General features: G+C 62.3%; 21 protein-coding genes and 1 tRNA gene. 7 read left to right on the top strand and 15 right to left on the bottom strand.

Translation table 11 applies throughout. From position 1 onward, the window contains the following. Positions 1-190: 190 nt before the first annotated feature. From phoU to ACV4UX_RS00785, 5 genes are all read right to left on the bottom strand, one after another. On the bottom strand, positions 191-859 hold the full coding sequence (gene phoU, locus ACV4UX_RS00805; RefSeq protein ID WP_491591439.1) for a phosphate signaling complex protein PhoU: 669 nt from the start codon (positions 857-859) through the stop codon (positions 191-193). Positions 860-868: 9 nt separating this feature from the next. Continuing rightward, on the bottom strand, positions 869-1,630 hold the full coding sequence (pstB, locus tag ACV4UX_RS00800; RefSeq protein ID WP_491591438.1) for a phosphate ABC transporter ATP-binding protein PstB: 762 nt from the start codon (positions 1,628-1,630) through the stop codon (positions 869-871). A 24-nt stretch (positions 1,631-1,654) separates the two neighbouring features. Then, positions 1,655-3,022, bottom strand: a complete 1,368-nt coding sequence (locus ACV4UX_RS00795) for a HAMP domain-containing sensor histidine kinase (RefSeq protein ID WP_491591437.1) — start codon at positions 3,020-3,022, stop codon at positions 1,655-1,657. 8 nt (positions 3,023-3,030) lie between these two features. After that, positions 3,031-3,714, bottom strand: a complete 684-nt coding sequence (locus ACV4UX_RS00790) for a response regulator (RefSeq protein WP_491591436.1) — start codon at positions 3,712-3,714, stop codon at positions 3,031-3,033. 479 nt (positions 3,715-4,193) lie between these two features. Next, entirely contained in the window at positions 4,194-5,537 is a 1,344-nt protein-coding gene (locus ACV4UX_RS00785; RefSeq protein WP_491591435.1) for a hypothetical protein, read from the bottom strand. Positions 5,538-6,332: 795 nt separating this feature from the next. On the opposite strand from ACV4UX_RS00785, the gene ACV4UX_RS00780 reads away from it, so the two are divergent. The 3 genes from ACV4UX_RS00780 (at position 6,333) to ACV4UX_RS00770 (ending at position 8,278) form a co-directional block, all read left to right on the top strand. After that, entirely contained in the window at positions 6,333-6,515 is a 183-nt protein-coding gene (locus ACV4UX_RS00780; RefSeq protein ID WP_491591434.1) for a type II toxin-antitoxin system HicA family toxin, read from the top strand. A gap of 9 nt (positions 6,516-6,524) precedes the next feature. Continuing rightward, positions 6,525-6,911 carry a type II toxin-antitoxin system HicB family antitoxin gene (locus ACV4UX_RS00775; protein WP_491591433.1) on the top strand — a complete coding sequence of 129 codons (387 nt, stop codon included), beginning with the start codon at positions 6,525-6,527 and terminating at the stop codon, positions 6,909-6,911. 335 nt (positions 6,912-7,246) lie between these two features. Next, positions 7,247-8,278, top strand: coding sequence for a Fic family protein (locus ACV4UX_RS00770; protein ID WP_491591432.1), 1,032 nt, complete (start codon positions 7,247-7,249; stop codon positions 8,276-8,278). 190 nt (positions 8,279-8,468) lie between these two features. On the opposite strand, the gene ACV4UX_RS00765 is transcribed toward ACV4UX_RS00770, so the two are convergent. Genes ACV4UX_RS00765 through ACV4UX_RS00755 form a run of 3 tightly spaced genes read right to left on the bottom strand, consistent with a single transcriptional unit; the run spans position 8,469 to position 11,066 of the window. Further along, entirely contained in the window at positions 8,469-9,542 is a 1,074-nt protein-coding gene (locus ACV4UX_RS00765) for a cytochrome b (RefSeq protein WP_491591431.1), read from the bottom strand. 25 nt (positions 9,543-9,567) lie between these two features. Then, positions 9,568-10,563 (bottom strand): ethylbenzene dehydrogenase-related protein, encoded by a 996-nt coding sequence (locus ACV4UX_RS00760; RefSeq protein WP_491591430.1) that lies wholly within the window; start codon positions 10,561-10,563, stop codon positions 9,568-9,570. 32 nt (positions 10,564-10,595) lie between these two features. Next, positions 10,596-11,066, bottom strand: a complete 471-nt coding sequence (locus ACV4UX_RS00755) for a QcrA and Rieske domain-containing protein (protein ID WP_491591429.1) — start codon at positions 11,064-11,066, stop codon at positions 10,596-10,598. A 181-nt stretch (positions 11,067-11,247) separates the two neighbouring features. Between ACV4UX_RS00755 and ACV4UX_RS00750 the strand changes: the two genes are divergently transcribed. Continuing rightward, on the top strand, positions 11,248-11,622 hold the full coding sequence (locus tag ACV4UX_RS00750; RefSeq protein ID WP_491591428.1) for a transposase: 375 nt from the start codon (positions 11,248-11,250) through the stop codon (positions 11,620-11,622). Between the two features lie 159 nt (positions 11,623-11,781). Here ACV4UX_RS00750 and ACV4UX_RS00745 read toward each other — a convergent pair. Then, positions 11,782-11,875 (bottom strand) — tRNA-Ser (locus ACV4UX_RS00745). Positions 11,876-12,002: 127 nt separating this feature from the next. On the opposite strand from ACV4UX_RS00745, the gene ACV4UX_RS00740 reads away from it, so the two are divergent. Next, complete coding sequence (locus tag ACV4UX_RS00740; RefSeq protein ID WP_173083220.1) at positions 12,003-13,181, top strand: aminotransferase class I/II-fold pyridoxal phosphate-dependent enzyme; 1,179 nt, start codon at positions 12,003-12,005, stop codon at positions 13,179-13,181. Continuing rightward, positions 13,178-14,476, top strand: coding sequence for a homoserine dehydrogenase (locus ACV4UX_RS00735; protein ID WP_491591427.1), 1,299 nt, complete (start codon positions 13,178-13,180; stop codon positions 14,474-14,476). Before ACV4UX_RS00740 ends, ACV4UX_RS00735 begins: the two co-directional genes overlap by 4 nt. A 79-nt stretch (positions 14,477-14,555) precedes the next feature. Here ACV4UX_RS00735 and ACV4UX_RS00730 read toward each other — a convergent pair whose 3' ends face one another. The 6 genes from ACV4UX_RS00730 to ACV4UX_RS00705 all read right to left on the bottom strand — a co-directional run bounded on the left by ACV4UX_RS00730 (position 14,556) and on the right by ACV4UX_RS00705 (position 20,606). After that, on the bottom strand, positions 14,556-15,713 hold the full coding sequence (locus ACV4UX_RS00730) for a sensor histidine kinase (RefSeq protein WP_491591426.1): 1,158 nt from the start codon (positions 15,711-15,713) through the stop codon (positions 14,556-14,558). 227 nt (positions 15,714-15,940) lie between these two features. Further along, positions 15,941-17,032 carry an NADH:flavin oxidoreductase/NADH oxidase gene (locus ACV4UX_RS00725; RefSeq protein WP_491591425.1) on the bottom strand — a complete coding sequence of 364 codons (1,092 nt, stop codon included), beginning with the start codon at positions 17,030-17,032 and terminating at the stop codon, positions 15,941-15,943. Positions 17,033-17,263: 231 nt separating this feature from the next. Then, positions 17,264-18,031 carry a hypothetical protein gene (locus tag ACV4UX_RS00720; RefSeq protein WP_491591424.1) on the bottom strand — a complete coding sequence of 256 codons (768 nt, stop codon included), beginning with the start codon at positions 18,029-18,031 and terminating at the stop codon, positions 17,264-17,266. 3 nt (positions 18,032-18,034) lie between these two features. Further along, on the bottom strand, positions 18,035-19,288 hold the full coding sequence (locus tag ACV4UX_RS00715; protein ID WP_491591423.1) for a sulfite exporter TauE/SafE family protein: 1,254 nt from the start codon (positions 19,286-19,288) through the stop codon (positions 18,035-18,037). Positions 19,289-19,367: 79 nt separating this feature from the next. Continuing rightward, positions 19,368-19,760, bottom strand: coding sequence for a response regulator (locus ACV4UX_RS00710; protein ID WP_491591422.1), 393 nt, complete (start codon positions 19,758-19,760; stop codon positions 19,368-19,370). Between the two features lie 237 nt (positions 19,761-19,997). Then, entirely contained in the window at positions 19,998-20,606 is a 609-nt protein-coding gene (locus ACV4UX_RS00705) for a GyrI-like domain-containing protein (protein ID WP_491591421.1), read from the bottom strand. Between the two features lie 173 nt (positions 20,607-20,779). Here ACV4UX_RS00705 and ACV4UX_RS00700 point away from each other — a divergent pair, with 173 nt between their 5' ends. Further along, positions 20,780-21,238, top strand: coding sequence for a multiheme c-type cytochrome (locus tag ACV4UX_RS00700; RefSeq protein WP_491591420.1), 459 nt, complete (start codon positions 20,780-20,782; stop codon positions 21,236-21,238). Positions 21,239-21,241 lie beyond the last annotated feature (3 nt).

Genomic DNA, 21,241 nt, shown 5'->3' with positions numbered 1-21,241 from the left:
CGCCCCACGATCCTCGGGGCATCTTCAAGGGTCAGAGGGGTTTCCGGACGAATGCACTAAGACTGGATTGTTCAAGGCAAACGTGAAGTTTTCCCGTGATTTTGGGGGGGGGAGGGGGAAGGGAGAACAGGGGGAGGGAAAGAAAGGGGGGTTTATCTTCCATCGGGAGTGTTCGGGCCCCCCCGCGACGCTAGAAGGGCTGGCAGTGGTGCTTGATGGAGACGCCCTTGACCACGAAGATGGAGGCCTCCGCGATGTTGGTGGAGAGGTCGCCCACGCGCTCCATGGAGCGGGCCACCATCACGGTGCGGATGGCGCGGTCGAGCCCGGCCATGCCGCACTCGGCGGATTCCAGCTCCATGCAGCCCTTGAGAACCTTGACGTTGAGGTCGTCGGCCAGGGAGTCGGCGGCGCAGACCTGGCGGGCCAGCTCGATGTCCTGCTCGCGGAAGGAGTTCACGGCGGTGCGGAACATGCCCGACACCTGGGCGCTCAGGGCGCCCAGTTCCGGGATGGCGGGTCCGGTGGGGGCCTGGGCCAGCAGGATGGCCTGTTCGGCGATGTTCACGGCCTCGTCTCCGATGCGTTCGAGGTCCACCACGAGGCGCATGGAGGCCACGATGAAGCGCAGGTCCATGGCCACGGGCTGGTCCAAGGCGAGCAGGCGCAGGCAGAGGTTGTCCACCTCGCACTCCATGGCGTTGATCTCGCGGTCGGAGTCGATGACCACGCGGGCCAGGTCGGTGTCGCGCCCGAGCACGGCGTTCAGCGCGCGTTCCAGGGCGCGGTCGGTGTAGGCCGCCATCTGGAGGACCTTGACCTTGAGCTGTTCCAGTTCCTTTTGAAAACGCGGGTCCATGGTCGCCTCCTAGCCGAACCGGCCGGTGATGTAGTCTTCGGTCTGCTTGTTGGCCGGACGGGTGAAGATGGTTTCCGTCTGATCCATTTCGATGAGCTTGCCCATGTAGAAGAAGGCCGTGGTGTCGGAGACGCGGGCGGCCTGCTGCATGGAGTGGGTGACGATGATGATGGTCAGGTCGGCCTTGAGCTCGTGGATGAGCTCCTCGATCTTCTGGGTGGCGATGGGGTCCAGGGCCGAGGCGGGCTCGTCCATGAGCATGATCTCGGGCTCCACGGCCAGGGCCCGCGCGATGCACAGGCGCTGCTGCTGTCCGCCCGAGAGGCCCAGGGCGTTGGTGTGCAGGCGGTCCTTCACCTCGGTCCAGAGAGCGGCCTGCTTGAGGCTCTTCTCCACCTGCCGGGCGATGAAGGCGTTGTCCGAGATGCCGTTGACGCGCAGCCCGTAGGCCACGTTCTCGAAGATGGTCTTGGGGAAGGGGTTGGGCTTCTGGAAGACCATTCCCACGCGGCGGCGCAGTTCCACCACGTCCATGCCGGTCTTGTAGATGTCCTGACCGTCGAGGGTCAGTTCGCCCTCCACGCGGGCGATGTCGATCAGGTCGTTCATGCGGTTCAAACAGCGCAGGAAGGTGGACTTGCCGCAGCCGGAGGGGCCGATGAGCGCGGTCACCTGATTGGCGGCGATGTCCATGCTCACGGAGTGCAGGGCCTTGAAGTCCCCGTAGTAGAAGTCCAGGTTCCTGGCGGACATTTTGGGCGGCGTTGCCATGTGGGGTTTCCTTGTGGTCAGGGATTACGGGGCTTCGGGCAGGCTGAAGCAGAAGGCCGCGCCGGTCCTGGGGGGCCTGGCCTGCTCGGCCCAGATGCGTCCGCCGTGGCGCTCCACGATGTGCTTGGCGATGGCCAGCCCCAGTCCGGTGCCGCCTTCGCCCTTGATACGGGGCCTGTCCACCCGGTAGAAGCGCTCGAAAACGCGCAGGCGCTCGGCCTCGGGCACGCCCGGGCCGTCATCCTCCACCCGGAAGATGACGCCCGTGTCGCCGGGATGATGCGATACGGTGACGGTGGACCCCTCGGGGCCGTATTTAACGGCGTTCTCCACGAGATTGCGCAGCACCTGGGTGAGCCTGCCCGGGTCGGCCAGCACCACGGGGCCGTCTTGCGGCAGCTGGCTCTCCACGGCCACGCGCCGCTCCGCCGAGAGCGCGGCGCACTCGCGCAGGGCGGCGCGCAGGCAGTCGGCCGCGCGCACGGGGGATTTCACGGCGGGCTGGCGGTCGTTCTCGATGCGGGCCAGGCCCAGGAGTTCGTCCACCATGCGCGACATGTGGTTGGCGTTTTTCAGGATCACGTCCAGGAAGCGCCTGGGCTGGCCCTCGCGGAAGGGCTTCTCGGCCAGGAGCGTCTCGGCGTAGCCCTTGATGGAGGTGAGCGGCGTGCGCAACTCGTGGGAGACGTTGGCCACGAAGTCGCGGCGCACCTTGTCCAGACGCTTGAACTCGGTGAGGTCGTGGAAGACGAGCACCGCGCCCAGCCCGGCCTGGGGGGGGCTCGGGCGCACGAGGCTCACGTCCAGGAAGCGCTCCTGGCCGGGCTCGATCTGCACCGAGACCACGGCGGGGCGTTCCGGGTCCTGCCAATGGAGCACGGTGTCGGCGGCGGTCTGGAGTTCGGGGCAGGCCAGCACCTCGATGGGGCGCTTGCCCACGGCGCCTGCGGCCTTCGGGAAGAGCGACTCCAGGGCCTTGTTGGCCAGCAGGATGCGCCCGTCCTCGCCCAGGACCATGAGCCCCTCGCGCATGCCCTCCAGGATGGTCTGCATGCGCAGCTTTTCGGCCTCCAGGGCGCGGATCTGGCCCTCGATGCCGTCGGCCATGGCGTTGACGCCCTGGGCCAGTTCTTCCAGGGCCTGGCCCGGCTCGGGCCAGAGCCTGCGGCCGTGGTCGCCGTCGCCCACGGCCTGGAGCACCTCGGCGCACTGGCGCACGAAGCGGGCCTGGCGGCGGGCGGCCAGCCAGCCGAGCAGGGCCGAGGCTGCCAGCCCCGCGCCTACGGCCAGCCCGGCCCCGGCCGCTCCTGCGGGGGCGGCGGCCAGCGTGAGCAGGGCCACGCTGCAGGCCGTCAGGTGGGAGAGGAAGATGCGCGCTCCGAAGCCGAACATGCGTGTCCTTATTGTTTGAAGCGGTAGCCCACGCCGCGCACGGTCTCGATGAGGGCGGCGTGGGGGCCGAGCTTCTGGCGCAGGCGGCGCACGTGGGTGTCCACCGTGCGGGCGTAGCCCTCGAACTCGTAGCCCCAGACGGTGTTCAGGAGCTGGTCGCGGGTCTGCACGCGGCCCTGGCTCTTGAAGAGTTCGGCCAGGAGCTTGAACTCCGTGGCCGTGAGCAGCAGCTCCTCCCCGTGGGAGGTTGCCCTGTGGGCGTCCAGGTCCACGTCGAGCCCGTCGCGGCGCAGCACCTGCTTGGGCGCGGCCTCGGGGGCCAGGCGCTTGAGCACGGCCCGGGCGCGCAGGATCAGCTCGCGGGGGCTGAAGGGCTTCACCACGTAGTCGTCCGCGCCCAGTTCCAGGCCCACGATGCGGTCCACCTCCTCGCCGCGCGCCGTGAGCATGATCACGGGCGTCTGGGCGGTCTTGGGGTCGCGTTTGATGGTCTTGCAGACCTCGAAGCCGTCCGCGCCCGGGAGCATGATGTCCAGGAGCACGAGGTCCGGGGTCCTGCGTCTGATTTTCGCCAGGGCGTCCAGGCCGTCGCGGGCCGTGGAAACCTCGAACCCGGCGGACTGGAAATTGTATTCGAGGAGTTGGAGAATGTCCTCGTCGTCTTCGACGATGAGCACGGTGTCTTTGGTCATTGCCGCAACCTCCGGTGGCCGCTACCCATCACGGCCCGGTGACGGGGCCATGGTGACAATGTGACGAACCGGTGACATTTCCCGGGGCAAAGCGCAAGCGATGGCCAATCCGCGCGGGCTGGCGGGGTTTTGGCGGATTGTGACGCAGGGGGATGCGGCGGGGCTCTGGCAGCCAGTTTACAATTTCTCGCGGGCTGCATCGCTGGGAAGCAACCAAACACTCACGTATGATAAAGACGCTCCGGCCTTGGCTTTACCTTGCGTCCTGCTAGCGAGTGATTCGAGCAGGCTGCCAGAAACGACTATTACAACGGGCTGTCAGGGGCGGGTATCCCCGGGTGCGGGCCAGAGGCGGCGCGGTTTTCGGAAGGCTTATTGGCAGCCTGGAGCGTCCGGAGCCTGAACGCGAAGAACCCCGGCCGGTTTCCCGGTCGGGGTCCGTTGCGCGGAGGCTGGTTTCGATTCTCCTGCTGAACGCGTCAATTGGGAAGTGCGGTGTTCAGGGTCAAGTCGAAATCGTTGCCTGCCACATCCTCGCCGACCAGCCTGAACTGGGTTCCCCCGGCGTTTGGCGTGAGCCAGTCGAACTGGAGCCGACCGCCCCCCGTCAGCGAGGTGTTGGTGATTGCGCCGCCGTTGGAGGAGGAGAAGAGGGAGTAGGCACCGATCGGTTCGCTGACCTTGAGCAGCAATCCGTTGTATTGCACGAGTTTCGTGTTGGGCGTCGTCCCGTGCCACGCGAGGCCTGTAGGGGCAGTGGTGTCGAGCACCACCGACAGGACGCTGGATGCCGGGCCGAACGTCCCGTCGCCGTTGCGGACCCGCACTTTGATGTCGTTGGTCCCCACGCTTAAGGAGGCTGTCGTGCTGGCGCTGCTGCCGAGCATGACCCACGACGTGCCGTTATTCATGCTGATGTCGAAGGACTGTCCCGCCCCAAGGGCGCTGCTTGCGGTCCAGCTGAGGTTCACGGATGTGGCGGAGGTGTAGTTGTCCGTGTCGCTTGGGCCGCTGTCAGAGGCTGAGGCCAGATCAACATTTGTGACCGAGATGGCCGCGGGCGCCGCGGGGGCTGCGGCCGCGGGTGGTGCGCTGGCCGTCGTGGAGGACGTTGTGGATGTGGAAGTCGTGGTGGATGTGGTCTGCGAGGCGGGGGGGCTCTTCGGGTTGAGATAGTCGACGACAATGCAGTTGGTTTCGTTGAAGATGACGTCGAGATCCTGTTGGGCGAACCCCATTTTGGCCAGGTCGCTTGCCGTGTAGAGCGTGCCGTCGCTCTTGGGCCCAACCCGCGAGGAGATGGATTTGTTGAGGGATTCGTCCAGGTTCAGGTCGGGATATTGGTCGATCAGCATGCCCAGCCGGGTGGGCGTTTCGGGATAGCGTTCCGAAACGGTGGCTTTGGTCTGGTTGAAGAGGGTGTTCACGTCGTCCTGGCTCAGTCCGGAGCCGGAAAGATCGGCAGGGGTGTAGGACGAGCCGTCTGCCTTGGGGCCGAGCCGCGCGACCAGGAACTGGTTGAACGATCCGTCCAGGTCCAGCTCCGGATACCGTTGGATGAGGCTGTCGATTTCAATCGATTTGTTGGCGATTTCCGTCTGTCGGGACAGCGCCTGGGCTTGTTGCACATAAAGCAGGCTGAGATTGGTCTGTTGCCCGCCCTGAAGCCGGGGCAGAGGGACTCCCGATTGGCCCTCATCGGCAGCGGGCGTGTTTTCCGCAAGCAAGAAAGTCTGGCTGAAGAGGTCATCACCTTGCGCTTTTACGTCCACGGCAGCGCAAAACAGGGCACACAACACGGACAACAGGCACTGCAAAGGCATGAGACGTTCTCCTTTTCATGTTGTTCATGAAGGTCTATCTCTTTGAATTCGTCATGTAGAAAGAGCCCGCAGGAACTGGTTCGCTTCGCGTTGCGAACAGCGGCACGCGGCCTTGTTTGATGAAAAAATGTCTGGATAACGCGGGTGTAGTTTTCGGGATGATGTGAGGGTGGTTGTAAACGCGTTGCATTGTCCACGGTGTTTGATGGATGACGCGTTCAATATGACACTATAGCATAGACCGGAAAATATTGTCAACCCGTAGGGCCTTTGCGGGCAGGTAGTCCGTCAAGGTATGATTTCTGGAGGTGTGAATGCACGATGCAATGCTTTGGGGCGATGGTCGGCTGGTGATGGAACGCGAAATACCCCGGCCGCATGGGCGACCGGGGTTAATGTCTCGAAACTGGCGGAGAGGGCGGGATTTGAACCCGCGATACCGGTTATGCCTGTATACTCCCTTGGCAGAGGGGTGAGCGCCTGCTGGAGACCCTGCCAACTTACTGTTCTCGCGGCGTCCTGCGTTCAGCCCAGGTACTCGGAGGGTCCGGTTCGGTACAAATGGCTGCCAATAGTACAAACGGGAGTACAAGCGGGAAAGCCCAGAATCAGACCCTTTTCCCACGACAAGGGACAGGTCGGCTGGAGAACCCCTCTTCGCCTTGCTTCCGATTATTTGTCCATCCAATTCGTTGTCCATTGGTTGGGTTCACGAGCCAATGAGGTCACTATCGGCTCCTGAGGCACTACTCCTCGCCCCCTTGACCATACACACCCTGATGTGTATCTAGGGTGGTGAACAGCGCGGAGCTAATCAAGATGCTCGAAGAGGCTGGCTTCGAACTGGTGAGCATTCGTGGCAGCCACCACAAGTACCGCCACGCCGATGGTCGCATGACAATTGTGCCTCACCCCAAAAAAGACCTGGGGGCAGGACTCGTGAACAAGATTCTTCGCAAAGACGCTCTCATAAAATAGGAGGGACACATGTACTTCCCCGCTGCCATTTTCATCGAAGAGGGCAAGGCTTACGGAGTGACGCTTCCAGACGTGCCGGGATGCAACACGGCTGGAGATACCCTGGAAGAAGCCCTTGGGAACGTCCAGGAGGCGGTGGAACTGTTGCTTGAAGGCACCGCCCAAAAACCGTCACCGAAAGGCCTGGAGGCTCACAAGGATGATCCCGTCTACAAGGATGCCGTTTGGGCCATGGTCAACGTGGACCTGGGCTTCATGGACCAGCGCACCGTTCGTGTGAACGTATCATTTCCGGTCGGGACTCTCGAAGAGATTGATCGTGCAGCCAAGGGGCGCGGACTTTCAAGATCCGCCTTCTTGGCCCGTGCGGCACGCCACGAAATGGCCGTAATGTAGCCAGTCTTCTCGGCCAACCGGCACACAACGAACCGAACCAGAAAATTAATTGCTATATTTAAGCACTTTAACCAAAGAAAAGCATCGGCAAGCATGATCGGCAAATGTGTTGCCAACAGAAGACATTCATCATATGAAGTAAGGTAGATAGCAACTATTCATCATCGGCAACGAGGGCGAGCGTGGAAACATTAGGCCGAATCGAACCCTGCCTGCCGGAGTCATTCTCGCAGAGGACGCTCGATCGCGTCGCTGCGCTGGTCTCTGCCGCCAAGCACCTTGAGGAGCGGTTCCATCCACGGACCGGAGCAAGCCTGGCCGGACTCGTCCGGATCATGAACTGCTACTACTCCAATCTCATCGAAGGCCACAACACTACCCCGCGTGAGATCGAAAGCGCCCTGCAAGGCCAGTTCGCGGAGACTTCCGACCGGCGTAATCTCCAGTTCGAGGCGCGGGCGCACATTAGGCTTCAGGCAGAGATCGATCGACTTCATGCACTCGGAGAGTTTCCTGAACCGGCATCGACGGAATTCTTGTGCTGGTTGCATCGCGAGTTCTACAAAGACGCCTCTGAAGAAATGCTCATCACCGAAGGTGCTGGGCGAACACTACGAGTGGTGCCCGGTGAGATGCGCAAGACGCAAGAGGAAGAGGTCTCCGTGGGCAGACACCTTCCGCCATCCAGCGCAGTCATCCCTGTTTTCATGGAGCACTTTGCCCGGCGTTACCGCTTCGAATCCATGGGGCAGGGCGGCAGGATCGCGGCCATGGCCGCAGCGCATCACCGTTTGAACTACATACACCCCTTTGTGGATGGAAACGGCAGAGTGAGCAGGCTCATGAGCCACGGGATGGCGCTTCAGGCAGGTATCGGAGCGCACGGACTCTGGTCAGTCTCCCGTGGTCTTGCAAGAGGCCTTACGAGTCGGGGCGACTACAGGCGGATGATGGACCTTGCCGACTCGCCACGTCGGGGTGATTTGGACGGCAGGGGAAATCTCTCTCTTGCGGCGCTCTGCGAGTTCATCGACTGGTTCCTGGATGTCTGCATCGACCAGATCACTTTCATGACAGGGATGTTCGAACTCGAAGCCTTCCAGGGACGGCTTGATGGTTATGTGCGGGTGAAAGGCTTCAGGCCCGAGGCCTTCCGATTCCTGGAGCAGGTGGTATTGCGCGGCCAGGTTGCCAGAGGGGAAGTCCCGATGATTACCGGACTCAAGGAACGCACTGCCCGCGATATGCTTGCGGCGTTGCTAGCTGATGGGATTCTGGTTTCGGACACGCCCAAGGGACCGGTATATCTACAGGTGTCACTTGCTTCAGCGGAAATGCTTTTCCCTGCGCTTTTTGCAGCAATTTAGGGCAGCGTAGCGGTCCAGGGTTTCTTGGACATTTTCCCGACTAATTCAAGCCGCCCTGCCAAGAGTTGAGAGGAGATTCTCCCTGTACTGCTGGGGCGTCCTGTAGCCGTGCCGTCCGACCCTCCAAGGGGTGTTGTAGGTCTCCTTAAAGGTCTGGTTCCATACGTCCAAGTTGGTGTCCAAGAAAACCCTAGGGCAATCCAGGGGAATGCTCCATATACCCCATTATAGATAGGGTGAGAAGCGCTGCAACAATGAAGGCCATGGCAAGCATTATGCCTTTACGCTTTCGCAAGGATCGTTCAGGAGATTTGTCGAGAAAAGGTAGGGTCAATATAAAAATTGACAGCCCACCTGGGATGACCACCGTTCCCACGACAGAGAAAGGCCCCCTGAAGATGGTCACCAACTGGTTGAGAAACAGGACCCACCACTCCGGAGCGGGCACGTACCCCGCATCCGTTGGGTCGGCCGGGGCTCCCAGGGGGGCGGACCAGTGCTGAGAGATCGCTCCCAACGTGGCAGTGGTGACGATGAACAGCATCAGCCAACGGCTAACGATGGTAGGGGCAAAATGAACCATGCGTCGATCTTTCGTGCCGTGAAGTGGTTCTGATAGTCCTTTTTTGGAGAGAAAGTGGAGATGAGCAGCCAGGAGGAAACAGAACAGTGCGGGTACGAAAAGGATGTGCAACACGTAGAAGCGCGTCAGGGCCACAATGCCAGTGCGTGGCCCTCCCTCAAGAAGATGCAGAATGAAATCACCTGCCATCGGAACGGAGCCGATGATGCCTTCACGAACTTTGGTGGTCCAGTAGGCTTTCTGGTCCCAGGGGAGCAGGTCGCCGGTGATCAGGAAGGCAGGTAAGACGAGCAGGAGCGTTGCGCCGGTGACCCAGGTCATCCGCCCGTCGCCCTTGTAGGCTCCGTTCAGGAAGACTTTGCCCATGTGCAGGATCATGACGCACAACAGGATGTTCCAGGACCAGTAGTGTACTCCGCGCAGAATTCCTCCGAAAGGCATCTTGAACTGGGAGTAGTCCACGGAGTCGTAGGCTGCGCCGGGGTATGGCGAATAGTAAAACGTCAGAAACGCCCCGCTGATGAAGAGCAGGACGACCAGGACAAGCGCAAGCGATCCGAGGAATCTTGACGCGTTCAAGGAGTCGCTCGGGACCCGGCTTTCACTGATCCGGGTCCCAAGCTCGTCCAATGCCAGCAGTTCAAGCAAGGCCTGTATGCGAGGCGTTTGCGTTTTGCTCACGTTTTGCTCCCAGGCCTTGCCGGGTTTAGTCGAACTTCAAGGTCAACACATCGGAATCGTAGGAATCCTGGTCCCCGGAGTCGTCAAACAGGGCCATGGCGAAGCTGTATTGTTTTTTTGTGTTGAAGGGCGTGTCGTCTTCATTTCCGGTGTCGAGCTTGCGGGACAGCATGACTGTCCAGCTTCCGTCCTTCCAGATGCTTTCAGCGGAGATGTCCGCTCTGGAACCTTCGGGCTTGAACGGCATGTTAAAGGTGAGGACGTCGCCAGCTTTGAAGGTTGAATAGTCTGTGATCTCCACAGCATTTTCAGAGAGCAGTATGCCGTCAGCAGTCAGACTCTTGCCAGGGGCGAGCATGAACTTGGGCTTGGTCTTGTCGTCGGTCATGTTTTTCTTGTCGCCGCCCGCACCCTTATCATTCTCCCTGCCACCTTTCTTTTCGCTGATAGCCGTCAACCAAGTGTCGTCCGCAAACCCATAGGGCGCGCTTCGAGCTGCTTTCCAGTGCCAGAGGTCGCCCTTGCCGGTCGCGGCAGCGGTCCCGAATTTCCCGTCCTTGGCAGTCTTGCCTTCAGGGACGTGACAAAGGACAGCGCATCCCTTTGTGGCGAAGTTTGTTATGCGGTCGATTTCAAACAATATTGATATGCGGTCCTCGTTGCCTTTCTGATGTATCCACTGGCTTCCGTCGTATTTCCAGGCTTCCTTGGTCACGCTTTTTGCGGAGTCTTTCCAGTTGAACAGGAAGAAGATTCTGTCTCCAGCATAGAGCGCCTTGGTCGTGACCTCTGCCTTTTTACCGGCAAAGATCTCCTTGCCTTCGAAGGGGATGACCAGTTCCTTGGCTTTGCTCCATATTGGGTCGTTCAGGTTGGCCGGAGCCTTGTCGACCTTTGCCACGGTCAGAACCTTGGCCTCTGCGGCCAAGGCCTGGCCAGGAGCAACGATCAGCGCGATCGCAATCAGGGCCAGACACAGAATTGAGAATCGGAAGTGAACCTTGGGGATGTCTGCGTCCATTGGCTATCTCCTTGGTAACGGGTTTAGCTTCGTTAGGCGATCAGAAACACCATTAGGACTCCGTTTTCGACCTTGTGCTCCAGACGAGCCAGAGGTTTGGTGGGAGGCCCAGCGATGGGATACCCATCCGAATTGAATTTTCCCGAATGGCAAGGGCAATCGAAGACGTTCTCGCTTTCTTTCCAGGAGACGTTGCAGGCAAGATGGGTGCACGTTGACGAAAATACAGTGAAGGTATTCTCCCTGTTCACCGCCCAGACAAATCCTCTCTGGGGCAACACGAGCCACCCGTCCTTCATCATGAATTCATAGGAAAGCCTGCTCATGCGACCAGGCTTGAGATCCTTGGCAGGCCCGAAGTCGAACCAGCGTCCCACGGCCTTCTCCAAGGCGGGGGCGGCAACGTAGGCGGCTAATGGTACTCCGGTTAGTGCTGTTGCCACACCTGCAAGGGCAGCCAACTTGAGGAATCCCCTGCGATCATGTTCCAGATCATGGGACAATTTCGTTTCCTCCTCGGTGCGCGGGTCTGTTCGTAGGACTGGAAGTAGCATCGTACCCTATCAATAACTCAATTGGCTGGGTTTGCAAGCCAAATGGAGTAGAATCGGTGGTGTTGGATTGCCCTAGCGTTTTCTTGGACACCCACTTGGACGCATGGAACGGACGTCCTGGAGGTGTCAGATGAGCAGCGAGTCGACGTGTCGGAAGCGGTATTGGGCCAAGCACAAGGCGCAGGTCGTTCTCAGGCTTCTTCGCGGTGAGGACCTTGAGCTTGTCAGCCGGGAGCTTGGCGTCACGGCGGCGGAACTCAGCGCGTGGCGCGACACATTCCTTGAGGGCGGTGAATCCGGCCTGAAGCCCCGTCCTGTCAGGGAAAGCGTCGAAGTGGAACGTCTCCAGTCGAAGATCGGCGAGCAGGCCATGGAGATCGAGTTGTTGCGGGAGAAAATCATCCGCATGGAGCAGAACCGCCCTTTGGCCCACAGGCCCGGTGTGCCTGCGAGTTTCGCTTGTCTCAGCGGAAACGCTTTTCCTGCGCTTTTTGCGAATCCTTAGGCTTCAACTATTAGAGGGCGGCGGACGTGGCAACGCTGGGTGCGGTCATCAAATCAGAGGTGAAAGTACAAGCGGACGGTACAAATGAAGAAGCCCCGGCCGGGGTTTCGATTCCACCCGCCGGGGCCTGAAGGCTGGGAAGCCTTGTGCTGTGCGATATGGCGGAGAGGGCGGGATTTGAACCCGCGATACCGGTTTTGCCAGTATACTCCCTTAGCAGGGGAGCGCCTTCGGCCAGCTCGGCCACCTCTCCGCGAAAAGTCCTCATAGCCGCGCGACGCCCCCCGGTCAAGGTTTCATTCCAGTCTTTGACAGCCGGGCCGCCCGCCGGTACACAAGAAGGATTCATTCACCCTCCGCCCCAGAAGGAGCCTTTGGCCATGCACAAGTTCGCGCGCATGGAACGCCTGCCACCCTACGTCTTTGCCGTGGTCAACGAACTCAAGATGCAGATGCGCCGCCAGGGCGTGGACATCGTGGACCTCGGCATGGGCAACCCCGACCTGCCCACCCCCAAGCACATCGTGGACAAGCTCGTGGAAGCCTCCCAGAAGGCCGTCAACCACCGCTATTCCGCATCGCGCGGCATCCCCGGCCTGCGCCTCGCCGCAGCCAACTGGTACCTGCGCCGCTTCGGGGTCGAACTGGACGCGGATTCCGAGGTGGTGGTCACCATGGGCGCCAAGGAAGGCCTGGCCCACCTGGCCCTGGTGATGCTCCAGCCCGGCGACGTGGTCTTCGCCACCGACCCGGCCTACCCCATCCATCCCTACGCCTCCATCATCGCCGGGGCCGACGTGCGCCGCATCCCCATCGGCAAGGGGCGCGACTTCTTCGCGGACCTCTTCACCGCCACGCGCCAGACCTGGCCCCAGCCCAAGCTCTTGATCATCAACTATCCGCAGAACCCCACCACCGAGGTGGTGGACATCTCCTTCTTCGAGAAGATCGTGGACTTCGCCAAAGAGCACAACATGCTCGTGATCCACGACCTGGCCTATGCCGACCTCTGCTACGACGGCTACGTGGCCCCCAGCTTCCTCCAGGCCAAGGGCGCCAAGGACGTGGGCGTGGAATTCTTCTCGCTCACCAAGAGCTATTCCATGGCCGGCTGGCGCGTGGGCTTCTGCTGCGGCAACCGCGACATGGTGCACGCCCTCACCCGCATCAAGAGCTACCTGGACTACGGCATCTTCCAGCCCATCCAGATCGCCGCCACCGTGGCCCTGAACGGGCCCCAGGACTGCGTCTCCGAAATCTGCGAGGTGCACCGCGACCGCCGCGACGCCCTCATCGAAGGGCTCACCCGCGCGGGCTGGCACGTGCCGCCCCCCAAGGCCACCATGTTCGTCTGGGCCGAGATCCCCGACGAGTTCAAGGCCATGGGCTCCGTGGACTTCTCCAAGTTCCTGCTCAAGGAGGCCCACGTGGCCGTCTCCCCGGGCCTGGGCTTCGGCCACTTCGGAGACGACCACGTGCGTTTCGCCCTCGTGGAGAACCGCCACCGCATCAATCAGGCCATGCGGGGCATCAAAAAGGCCCTCTCGGGGGGAGCGTGAGCGCCCCCGTGCGCCTGGGGCTCGCGGGCTTCGGCACCGTGGGCCAGGGGCTGGCCGCCATCCTGGCCCAGAGCGCGGACTGGGTGGCCCGCCGCCTGGGCCGCCCCGTGGCCGTCACCGCCGTGGCAGTGCGCGACCCGGCCAAGGAGCGCGCCGTGCCTCTGCCTTCCGGCGCGCGCGTCACGGCCGATCCGCTGGAACTGGCCCACGCGCCGGACGTGGACATCGTGGTGGAGCTCATGGGCGGGCTGGGCAAGGCCCACGAGCTCATCCGGGCTTCTCTGGAGAACGGCCGCCACGTGGTCACGGCCAACAAGCACCTGCTGGCCGAGCGCGGGGCCGAGCTCTTCGCCCTGGCCGCGTCCAAGGGCGCGGGCCTCTACTACGAGGCCAGCGTCTGCGGCGGCATCCCCGTCGTGCAGACCCTCAAGGAGTCCCTGGCGGGCAACCGCATCCAGGCCGTCACGGGCATCCTGAACGGCACCTCCAACTTCATCCTCTCGCGCATGACCAGGAAGGGCCTCTCCTACGGCACGGCCCTCAAGAAGGCCCAGAAGAAGGGCTTCGCGGAAGCGGACCCCACCCTGGACGTGGGCGGGCACGACGCGGCCCACAAGCTGGCCCTGCTCATCCGGCTGGCCTACGGCGTGCACTTCCCGCTGGAGAAGCTCCCGGTGACGGGCATCACGGCCGTGACGCCCCTGGACATCGCCTACGCCAAAGAGTTCGGCTGCGAAGTGAAGCTGATCGGCCAGGCCAAGATGGTGGACGGGCGGATCATGGCGGGCGTTCACCCGATGCTTCTCTCCAAGAGTTACCTGCTGGCCCAGGTGCAGGGGGCCTTCAACGCCGTGCGCGTGGTGGGCGACGCCGTGGGCGCGGTGATGCTCTACGGCCAGGGCGCGGGCGGGCTGCCCACGGGCTCGGCGGTGCTGGCCGACATCATGGCCCTTGCGCGCGACGGGGCCGCGCCCAACAACACCGGCTTCCCCGAGAAGACCCTGCCCCTGGCGGACATCCTTCCCGCCGAGGAATCCTGCGGGCGGCGCTACTTCCGCTTCACCGTGGAGGACAAGCCCGGCGTGCTGGCCTCCATCGCGCAGGCCCTGGGCGACGTGGGGGTCTCCATCCACCAGGTGGTGCAGAAGGTGGACCCCGACGCCTCCGACGAATCCATCGTGCCCATCGTGTTCATGACCCACACGGCCAGCCAGAGCCAGGTGGACCAGGCCCTGGCCCGCATCCGGGAATTCCCCTACGTGAAGGCCGAGCCCGTGCACATGCGCGTGCTGTAAGCGCGGCGGGACGGATCAAATGAAAGGGCCGGCGGAAGCGCCGGCCCTTCTGCGTTGTTCGCAGATGGTCACTTCAAAGTCAGCATTTACTGTTGTTCATAGAATTTGGTATGGTAAACGTGATTCTTGTTTGCTTGTCATTGAGCACAAGCATGGAAATATTCCCGCCATGGGCTTCAACGGCTCGCTTTGCTATGTAGGATCCTAGTCCTGTTCCGAATTTCTTTCCAGCAGAAATGTATTTTTCAAAAAACTTGTTTCGGATAGAATTGGGTATGGCTCCTTCATTTTCTATGCAGCATATTAGGCAGTCTTCAGAGACGACGCATTTGATTTCCACAGTGCTTCCGGACGGGGCTGCCTCGTAGGCATTTTTTAAGAGATTGCTGGTGGCAATCTCCAGGAGCGCGGTGTCAAACGGGAAAAGCCAAGAATCGCACGAGGATTCCAGTCCGGGGTTGATGATTAGTTTGGTGGTGATTTTCTTTTGCGAGTGCAATGCCAATAAGCTGTTAACAATACCTGTAAAAACCTCGCGAATATCCCTGGGCGTGATGTTCGTTGTGTAGCTTTTGTTTTCCAGGTTGAGGTAAAGAAAATAACGCTCAACTTGCTCGAGGGTTCTTTTTGATGAGTCGTAAATAAGTTCAAGAAACTCTTTCTCTGGGGAATGGCATGTTTTACATCCCTCAGCGAGCATTAGTGTCGTGGCATTGAGAATCCCGCTCAATGGAGACTTGATGTCGTGTTTCATCATGCTGAACGAGAGATTTCTTATGTCCTCGAGACGTTTTAACTCGCCTATGTCTGATTCATCGACAATATATATAGGGCTGTGCGAGTTAGTGCTTTGAATTTTCGTCCAGTGACTCATGACATGGACAGCGTCGTTGGTATTGCTTTTGTGCCTGAGCTCCCCACGCCACTCTCCATTGCAGCTCATCGCCTGATGTATTTCGGCGATCGATTCTCTCGTCTCGGTCTGCAAAACATCGAATACATTGATGTTATGCACAAAATTCTTACTGTAGCCGTAAGTGTTCTCGAGTAGCTTTGGCCAGAATAATATCTTAAATTCGTCATCAACAAGATATATATTGACATTGTTCAACATTAAAATCGCATAGGCGAAAGATTCCTTGAGTAGCTGAAAATCGTTGGCGATGAAAGAGCGCAACGCTGTAGTGTCGTTGAAGTCAAGGTTCTCAATGACTGTCAATTGGTTCTTGAAGCGCATGTATTTTCTCGTTGTTCAGCTTCTACGGTATAGTTTTGTTGTCTCCATTTGTCCAGTATAAGTTTTGTCAAGAGAACTGTTGCCATATTAGTCAAGAATCGCCTGTGCTTGGCGGTTTGTCAGGTGGGAACAGTGATGGTGTACAATGTTGCTCATCACCGGACATTACCGCCCCAGTGGCGCAGTTTGAGACTGCTTCGTCGGATTCCTGCGTTTGGTGTGTCAAGCTAGCGTTTTATTACAGCGTACCCGTACTGCACGGGCCAGTCCGGCTCCACGCCCAGGGCCTGGGCGGCCTTGATGGCCCAGTAAGGCTCGCGCAGCATCTCCCGGCCCAGGAGCACGATGTCCGCCGCGCCCGAGGCCAGCACCTCCTCGGCCTGGGCGGCTTCGGTGATCAGCCCCACGGCGCAGGTGGGCACGCCCGCGCGCTCGCGCACGGCCCGGGCGAAGGGGACCTGGAACCCCGGCCCCACGGGGATCTTCGCGTAGGGCACGAGCCCGCCGGTGCTCACGTCTACCACGTCCACTCCCGCCTCCCGGAGCCTCCCGGCCAGGACCGCCGTCTGCTCCAGGTCCCAGCCGCCCCCCACCCAGTCCGTGGCCGAGACGCGCGTAAACAGTGGCATGGACTCCGGGATGGCCTCGCGGACGGCCCGGGCCGTCTCCAGGGCCAGGCGCATGCGGTTCTCCAGGCTGCCGCCGTAGGCGTCCGCGCGCACGTTGGAGAGGGGCGAGAGGAATTGGTGCAGCAGGTAGCCGTGGGCCGCGTGCAGCTCGATGATCTCGAATCCGGCATCCACGGCGCGGCGCGCAGCGTCCGCGAAGGCCCGCTTCACGGCGGCGATGCCCGACAGGTCCAGGGGAGCGGGCAGGGGGTCGGACTCGTTGAAGGGCAGGGGGCATGGGGCCTGCACGGTCCAGCCGCCCGCACCCGGGTCTGCGATGCGCGCGCCGCCTGCCCAGGGCGGCAGGCAGCTGGCCTTGCGCCCGGCGTGGGCCAGCTGGATGGCGGGCACGGCCCCCAGCAGACGGACGGCCTCGGCCACGGGGGCCAGGGCGCGGGCGTGGGCGTCGCTCCACAGGCCCATGTCGCCCGGGGAGATGCGCCCCTCGGGCGTAACGGCCGTGGCCTCCACGAACACCAGACCCGCGCCGCCCGCAGCGCGGCTGCCCAGGTGGGTCAGATGCCAGGGCGTGGGCAGGCCGTCCGTGGAGCTGTACTGGCACATGGGCGAGACGCCGATGCGGTTCTTCAGGGTGACGCCCCGCACGGTGAAGGGCGTGAAAAGGATCGGAGGGAGGGAGTGTCCGGCCATGGGTCACCTCGGGGAGAGAATGGCGCCGGTCCGTCCGGGAGGACGCCGGGTGCTGACGCCCTTGTAGCATGAACCGGGAGGAGGATGGCAAGCCCGGCCCGCAGGCTTGGCCGGGACGTTCCGTCGGAAGACCCGTCCGGTGCGCCTGTCGCGCCGCCCGCAGGAGTTCCCCCAAAGCGAGAGGCCGCCCGGGGGCGGCCTCTGCATGGGGGGGTTAGGGTTTATGGAATTCTAGTGCTTCTTCTTGGACTTCTTCATGGACAGGCCGATGCCGTCGAACATGAAGAAGATGCCGTAGCCGTACCACATGGTGTAGACAACGTAGAAGGCCAGCAGGAAGGTGAGCAGGAAGATGTTCCTGGAGACGGGCTCGCCCACGATGCCGTAGAAGTTGTAGGCGGGCTCGATGCCCTTCTTCATCACGGTGTCCAGGGCCTTGGCCTCGGCCACCTTGCCGTCCTTCTGGAGGGGCTTGATCATGGCCGCGTAGCCCTTCCAGAGGTTCTTGAGGGTCTTGCGCAGGGCCAGGTTGTCGGGCTTGTCGGCCTCGGCGCCCACCAGCCCGAAGGCGAACTGGCTCTTGCTCGTGGTGAATTCCAGTATGGCGCCCAGGTCGGCCTTCACGGTGAGCACGTTGTCCTTCACTTCCACCTGGGCCCCGGCGGCCTGGAGGGCCTTGGCGATCTCCTGGGCGTCCTGGTTGGCCTTGGCCTGGGCCTTGGCGGCGTCGGGCTCGTCCTTGATGTCGGGCTTGGCGATGGGGGCCGTCACGGCGAGCTGCTTGCCCTTCTGCTTGGCGGCGGTGTCCTTCACCTGGTCGAAGTAGTCGGAGGAGTTCTTGGAGAGCTTGTTGAAGAACTCGTCGGCGAACTCGAGGCCGGTCTGGGGTTTGCCGTTCTGGTCCTTGAACAGGGGGGACATGATCAGGACGAACACGGCGCAGAAGCTGACCATGAGGGCGAGGCCCTTGCCGAAAGCGGATTTGTTGGTGATGGTCATTGGTTATTCCTCCCCACGCAGCATGGAGATGTTGGCGAAGAACTTCCCGAACACCCACACGCCGAAGAGCCCGACGCTGACCCAGAACACGATGTTGCCCACGTATTCGATCATGTTGTTGAGTTCGGGGGACCAGCCCAGGTAGCCCAGCTCGGTGAGCTTCTTGGGCAGGGTGGCCGCGCGGTTGATGAAGCCGGAGATGATGGACAGGGCGTAGAAGCCGCGGATGTGAACGCCCTTGACCACCTTGGTCACCAGCGCGCCCACCTGGATGCCCAGGAGCGAGCCGATGAGCATGCCCATGGCCAGGGTGTAGAACACGAAGCCGTACACGGCGTACTGGGCGATGCCCGCGAAGCCGGCGGTGAAGATGATCTGGAGGATGTCCGTGCCCACGGTGGTCATGGAGGAGACGCCGAAGACGTACACGAACATGGGGAAGGTGATGAAGCCGCCGCCGACGCCCATGATGGCCGCCAGGGCGCCCACGATGAAGCCGCCGCAGGCGATCACCCACATGGAGAGCTGACGGCCGCCGGGGACGAAGTCCTCGTCGAAGGTGATCATGGGGGGGATCTTCAGGGCCTGGACCTTCTGGGCCAGGGGAGGCACGCCGCCGCCGGCGGGGCCGCCGTGGGAGTCGCCGCCTTCCTCGCCCTTGCGGGACTTCAGGAAGTCATAGGCGCCGTAGAAGCCCAGGAAGCCCAGGAGCACGGCGTAGATGGTGGAGATGAACAGTTCCGACATGAGCGGGTCGGAGTCGTAGAGCATCTTGTTGAGCGTGCCGCCCGCCACCGCGCCGAAACCCGAGCCCAGCAGGAAGCCCAGGGCCAGCTTCACGGAGACGTTGCCCAGCTTCTTGTGCACCGCCGTGCCCATGATGGCCTTGGCGAAGATGTGGAAGAGGTCCGTGCCCACGGCCAGGATGCCCTTCACGCCCGCGGCCATGAGCGCCGGGGTGATGATGAAGCCGCCGCCCGCGCCGATGCAGCCCGTGATCAGGCCGGCGGCCAGGCCCACGCCGATGGAGGCCAGGAAGATGGTGGTGTTGTAGTAGGAGGGCATGTAGGCGGTCTTTCCGCCGATCACGTCCGCCGCCTCGACGAAGCTGAAGCCCAGGATGGGCAGGGCCAGGACCGCAAGAACCAGGAGTTTCTTGCGGTTCTGGATGATGTTCATGGAGACTTCGTAGTCCCACTTGGCGTGGGCCCGCGCTCCTTCCATCATGAAATTGTAGACTTCCCTGAAGAATCGCATCCGGTAACACCTCCGTTGCCTAGTCATTGTTCCATCCTCGGGGTTGTTCCCCCGGGGACCCGCCGCGCCCTTGCGCCCCTTATCCGGCAGGTCCCGTCGGCCGCGCCCTCAACGCTTCCAGCACGGCCTTCACCAGCCCCGCCGGATCGTCCCCTTTGGGGACATAGAAAACCATCGGTTGGCCCAGGCAGGGCCGCGCCTCGTCCTCCTCGTGGGCGTACACCGCCACGGGAAGCCCCGGCCTGACCCGGCGCACCTCGCGGACCACGCGCCCGGCGTCCATGTCCGGCAGTTCGCCGTCCACCACCAGGATGTCGCCCTCGGCGGCGGCCAGAAGCGCCGCCTCCCTGCCCAGTCCGCAGCCCTTCACCGCGTATCCCTCCCGGGCGAACTCGCGCGCCAGAAGCTCCCGGATGTGCCGGTTGCGGTCGGCGAGGATCACCGTTGGCGGGTTGGATGCGGCTGTGGCCATGGTCTGGCGTAGGCAAAGGGCGTGCCGGATGCGCGGATCGGCAACATGCCGGAATGTTGTGAGAAAGAAGACGGCCCGCCGAGGGGCGGGCCGCCTGGGTGTCAGCATTTTTTACGGTTGGTAAACGCGCTGTCTGCGGGAGGAGAGCGCCGCGCGCCCCGGGTTGATTCCGCGCGCGTGGAAGGGGCCGCGCGGACCGGGCAGGCTGCACCCGGTCAGCCGGGCCGCGCTTCAGGCTCAGACCACGGGGTAGCGCACAATGGTGCGCTGGCGCTCCGGCGGGGTGCGCAGGGGGTCGCTCAGGTAGATTTCGTGACGGCGGCCCGAGGGGGCGAAGCCCTCGCGCGCGATGAAGGCCGCCAGGGCCTCCTGAACGGCCCGCGTCTCGTGGCGCGGCCCCACGTGGAGGGCCTGGGCGCAGCGCCCTTCCCCGAAGCCGATGAGCTTCACCCGGCGCGTCAGGGGCGGTTTGCCCTTGGCCAGGAGCGCCTCCTTGAGGGGCCAGAGGATGTTGTCGCCCACGAAGTCCGGGGCGCGCAGGCAGAGGGTCCACTGCCAGGCCTGGGAGGGTGCGGCGTCGAAGTCGCCGTAGCCGGGCTCCAGGCTGTAGAGCCCCTCCAGACGGGGCAGGACGAAGGGCCGCCCCTCCGCCTTGGCCTGGGCGCGCAGGGCCCTGGCCACGGTGTACAGGGCCGCCAGGCCCTCCCGGAAGCGGGGCTCGCCCGGCCTGCCGATGCCGTCAACGGAAAGGAACCATGCGTCCTCCACCGTGACGAAGCGGGGTTCGGGTCCGGCGGCGAATTCCGCCCGGCAGCGGGCGAAGAGGTCGAGGGGGGCGGCGGTCATGGGCTGCTCCTTGGTGTTGGTGGGGGTCTTTCTTACCCATGGGCGGGCGTTCTGAAAAGAGGGAGGGGACCGGTGAATATGTCAATTGAGAAGTTTGTCACAATAGCTTGACAAAATGGTGCAGCGAACGGAAGAGGAGGCGTTCAGCATACGTAGGGGAAGGGGGCATCCTCATGGTTCGGTGGGTGTGGTTGCTGTTCGGGGTGCTGACGGTAGGTTTTTCTGGCGTGGTCCTGGCGGCGGGGGAGCCTGCCTATGTGGGGTCCAAGGCCTGCGCCCAGTGCCATGAGAAGGAATTCACAAATTTCAAGCAGTATTCCAAGAAGGCCCACTCCTGGGACTCCGTGGCCATCATGCGCCCCAAGCTCAAGGAGCGCGAACTGCGCCAGTGCTACGAATGCCACACCACCGGCTACGGCCGAGCGGGCGGCTTCACCAGCCTGGAGGCCACGCCGGACCTGGCCGAGGTGGGCTGCGAGACCTGCCACGGCCCCGGAGGCGCGCACGCCGCCTCGGGCGAACGCAAGGACATCACGCGACGCCCCGACACCCAGAGCTGCACCGCCTGCCACAACAAGGAGCGCGTGGAAGACTTCCGCTTCAAGCCCCTGATCTACTCGGGCGCGCACTAGGAG

This window comes from Fundidesulfovibrio sp. (genome assembly GCF_058402725.1).
This window is presented reverse-complemented; position numbering and strand designations above follow the sequence as displayed.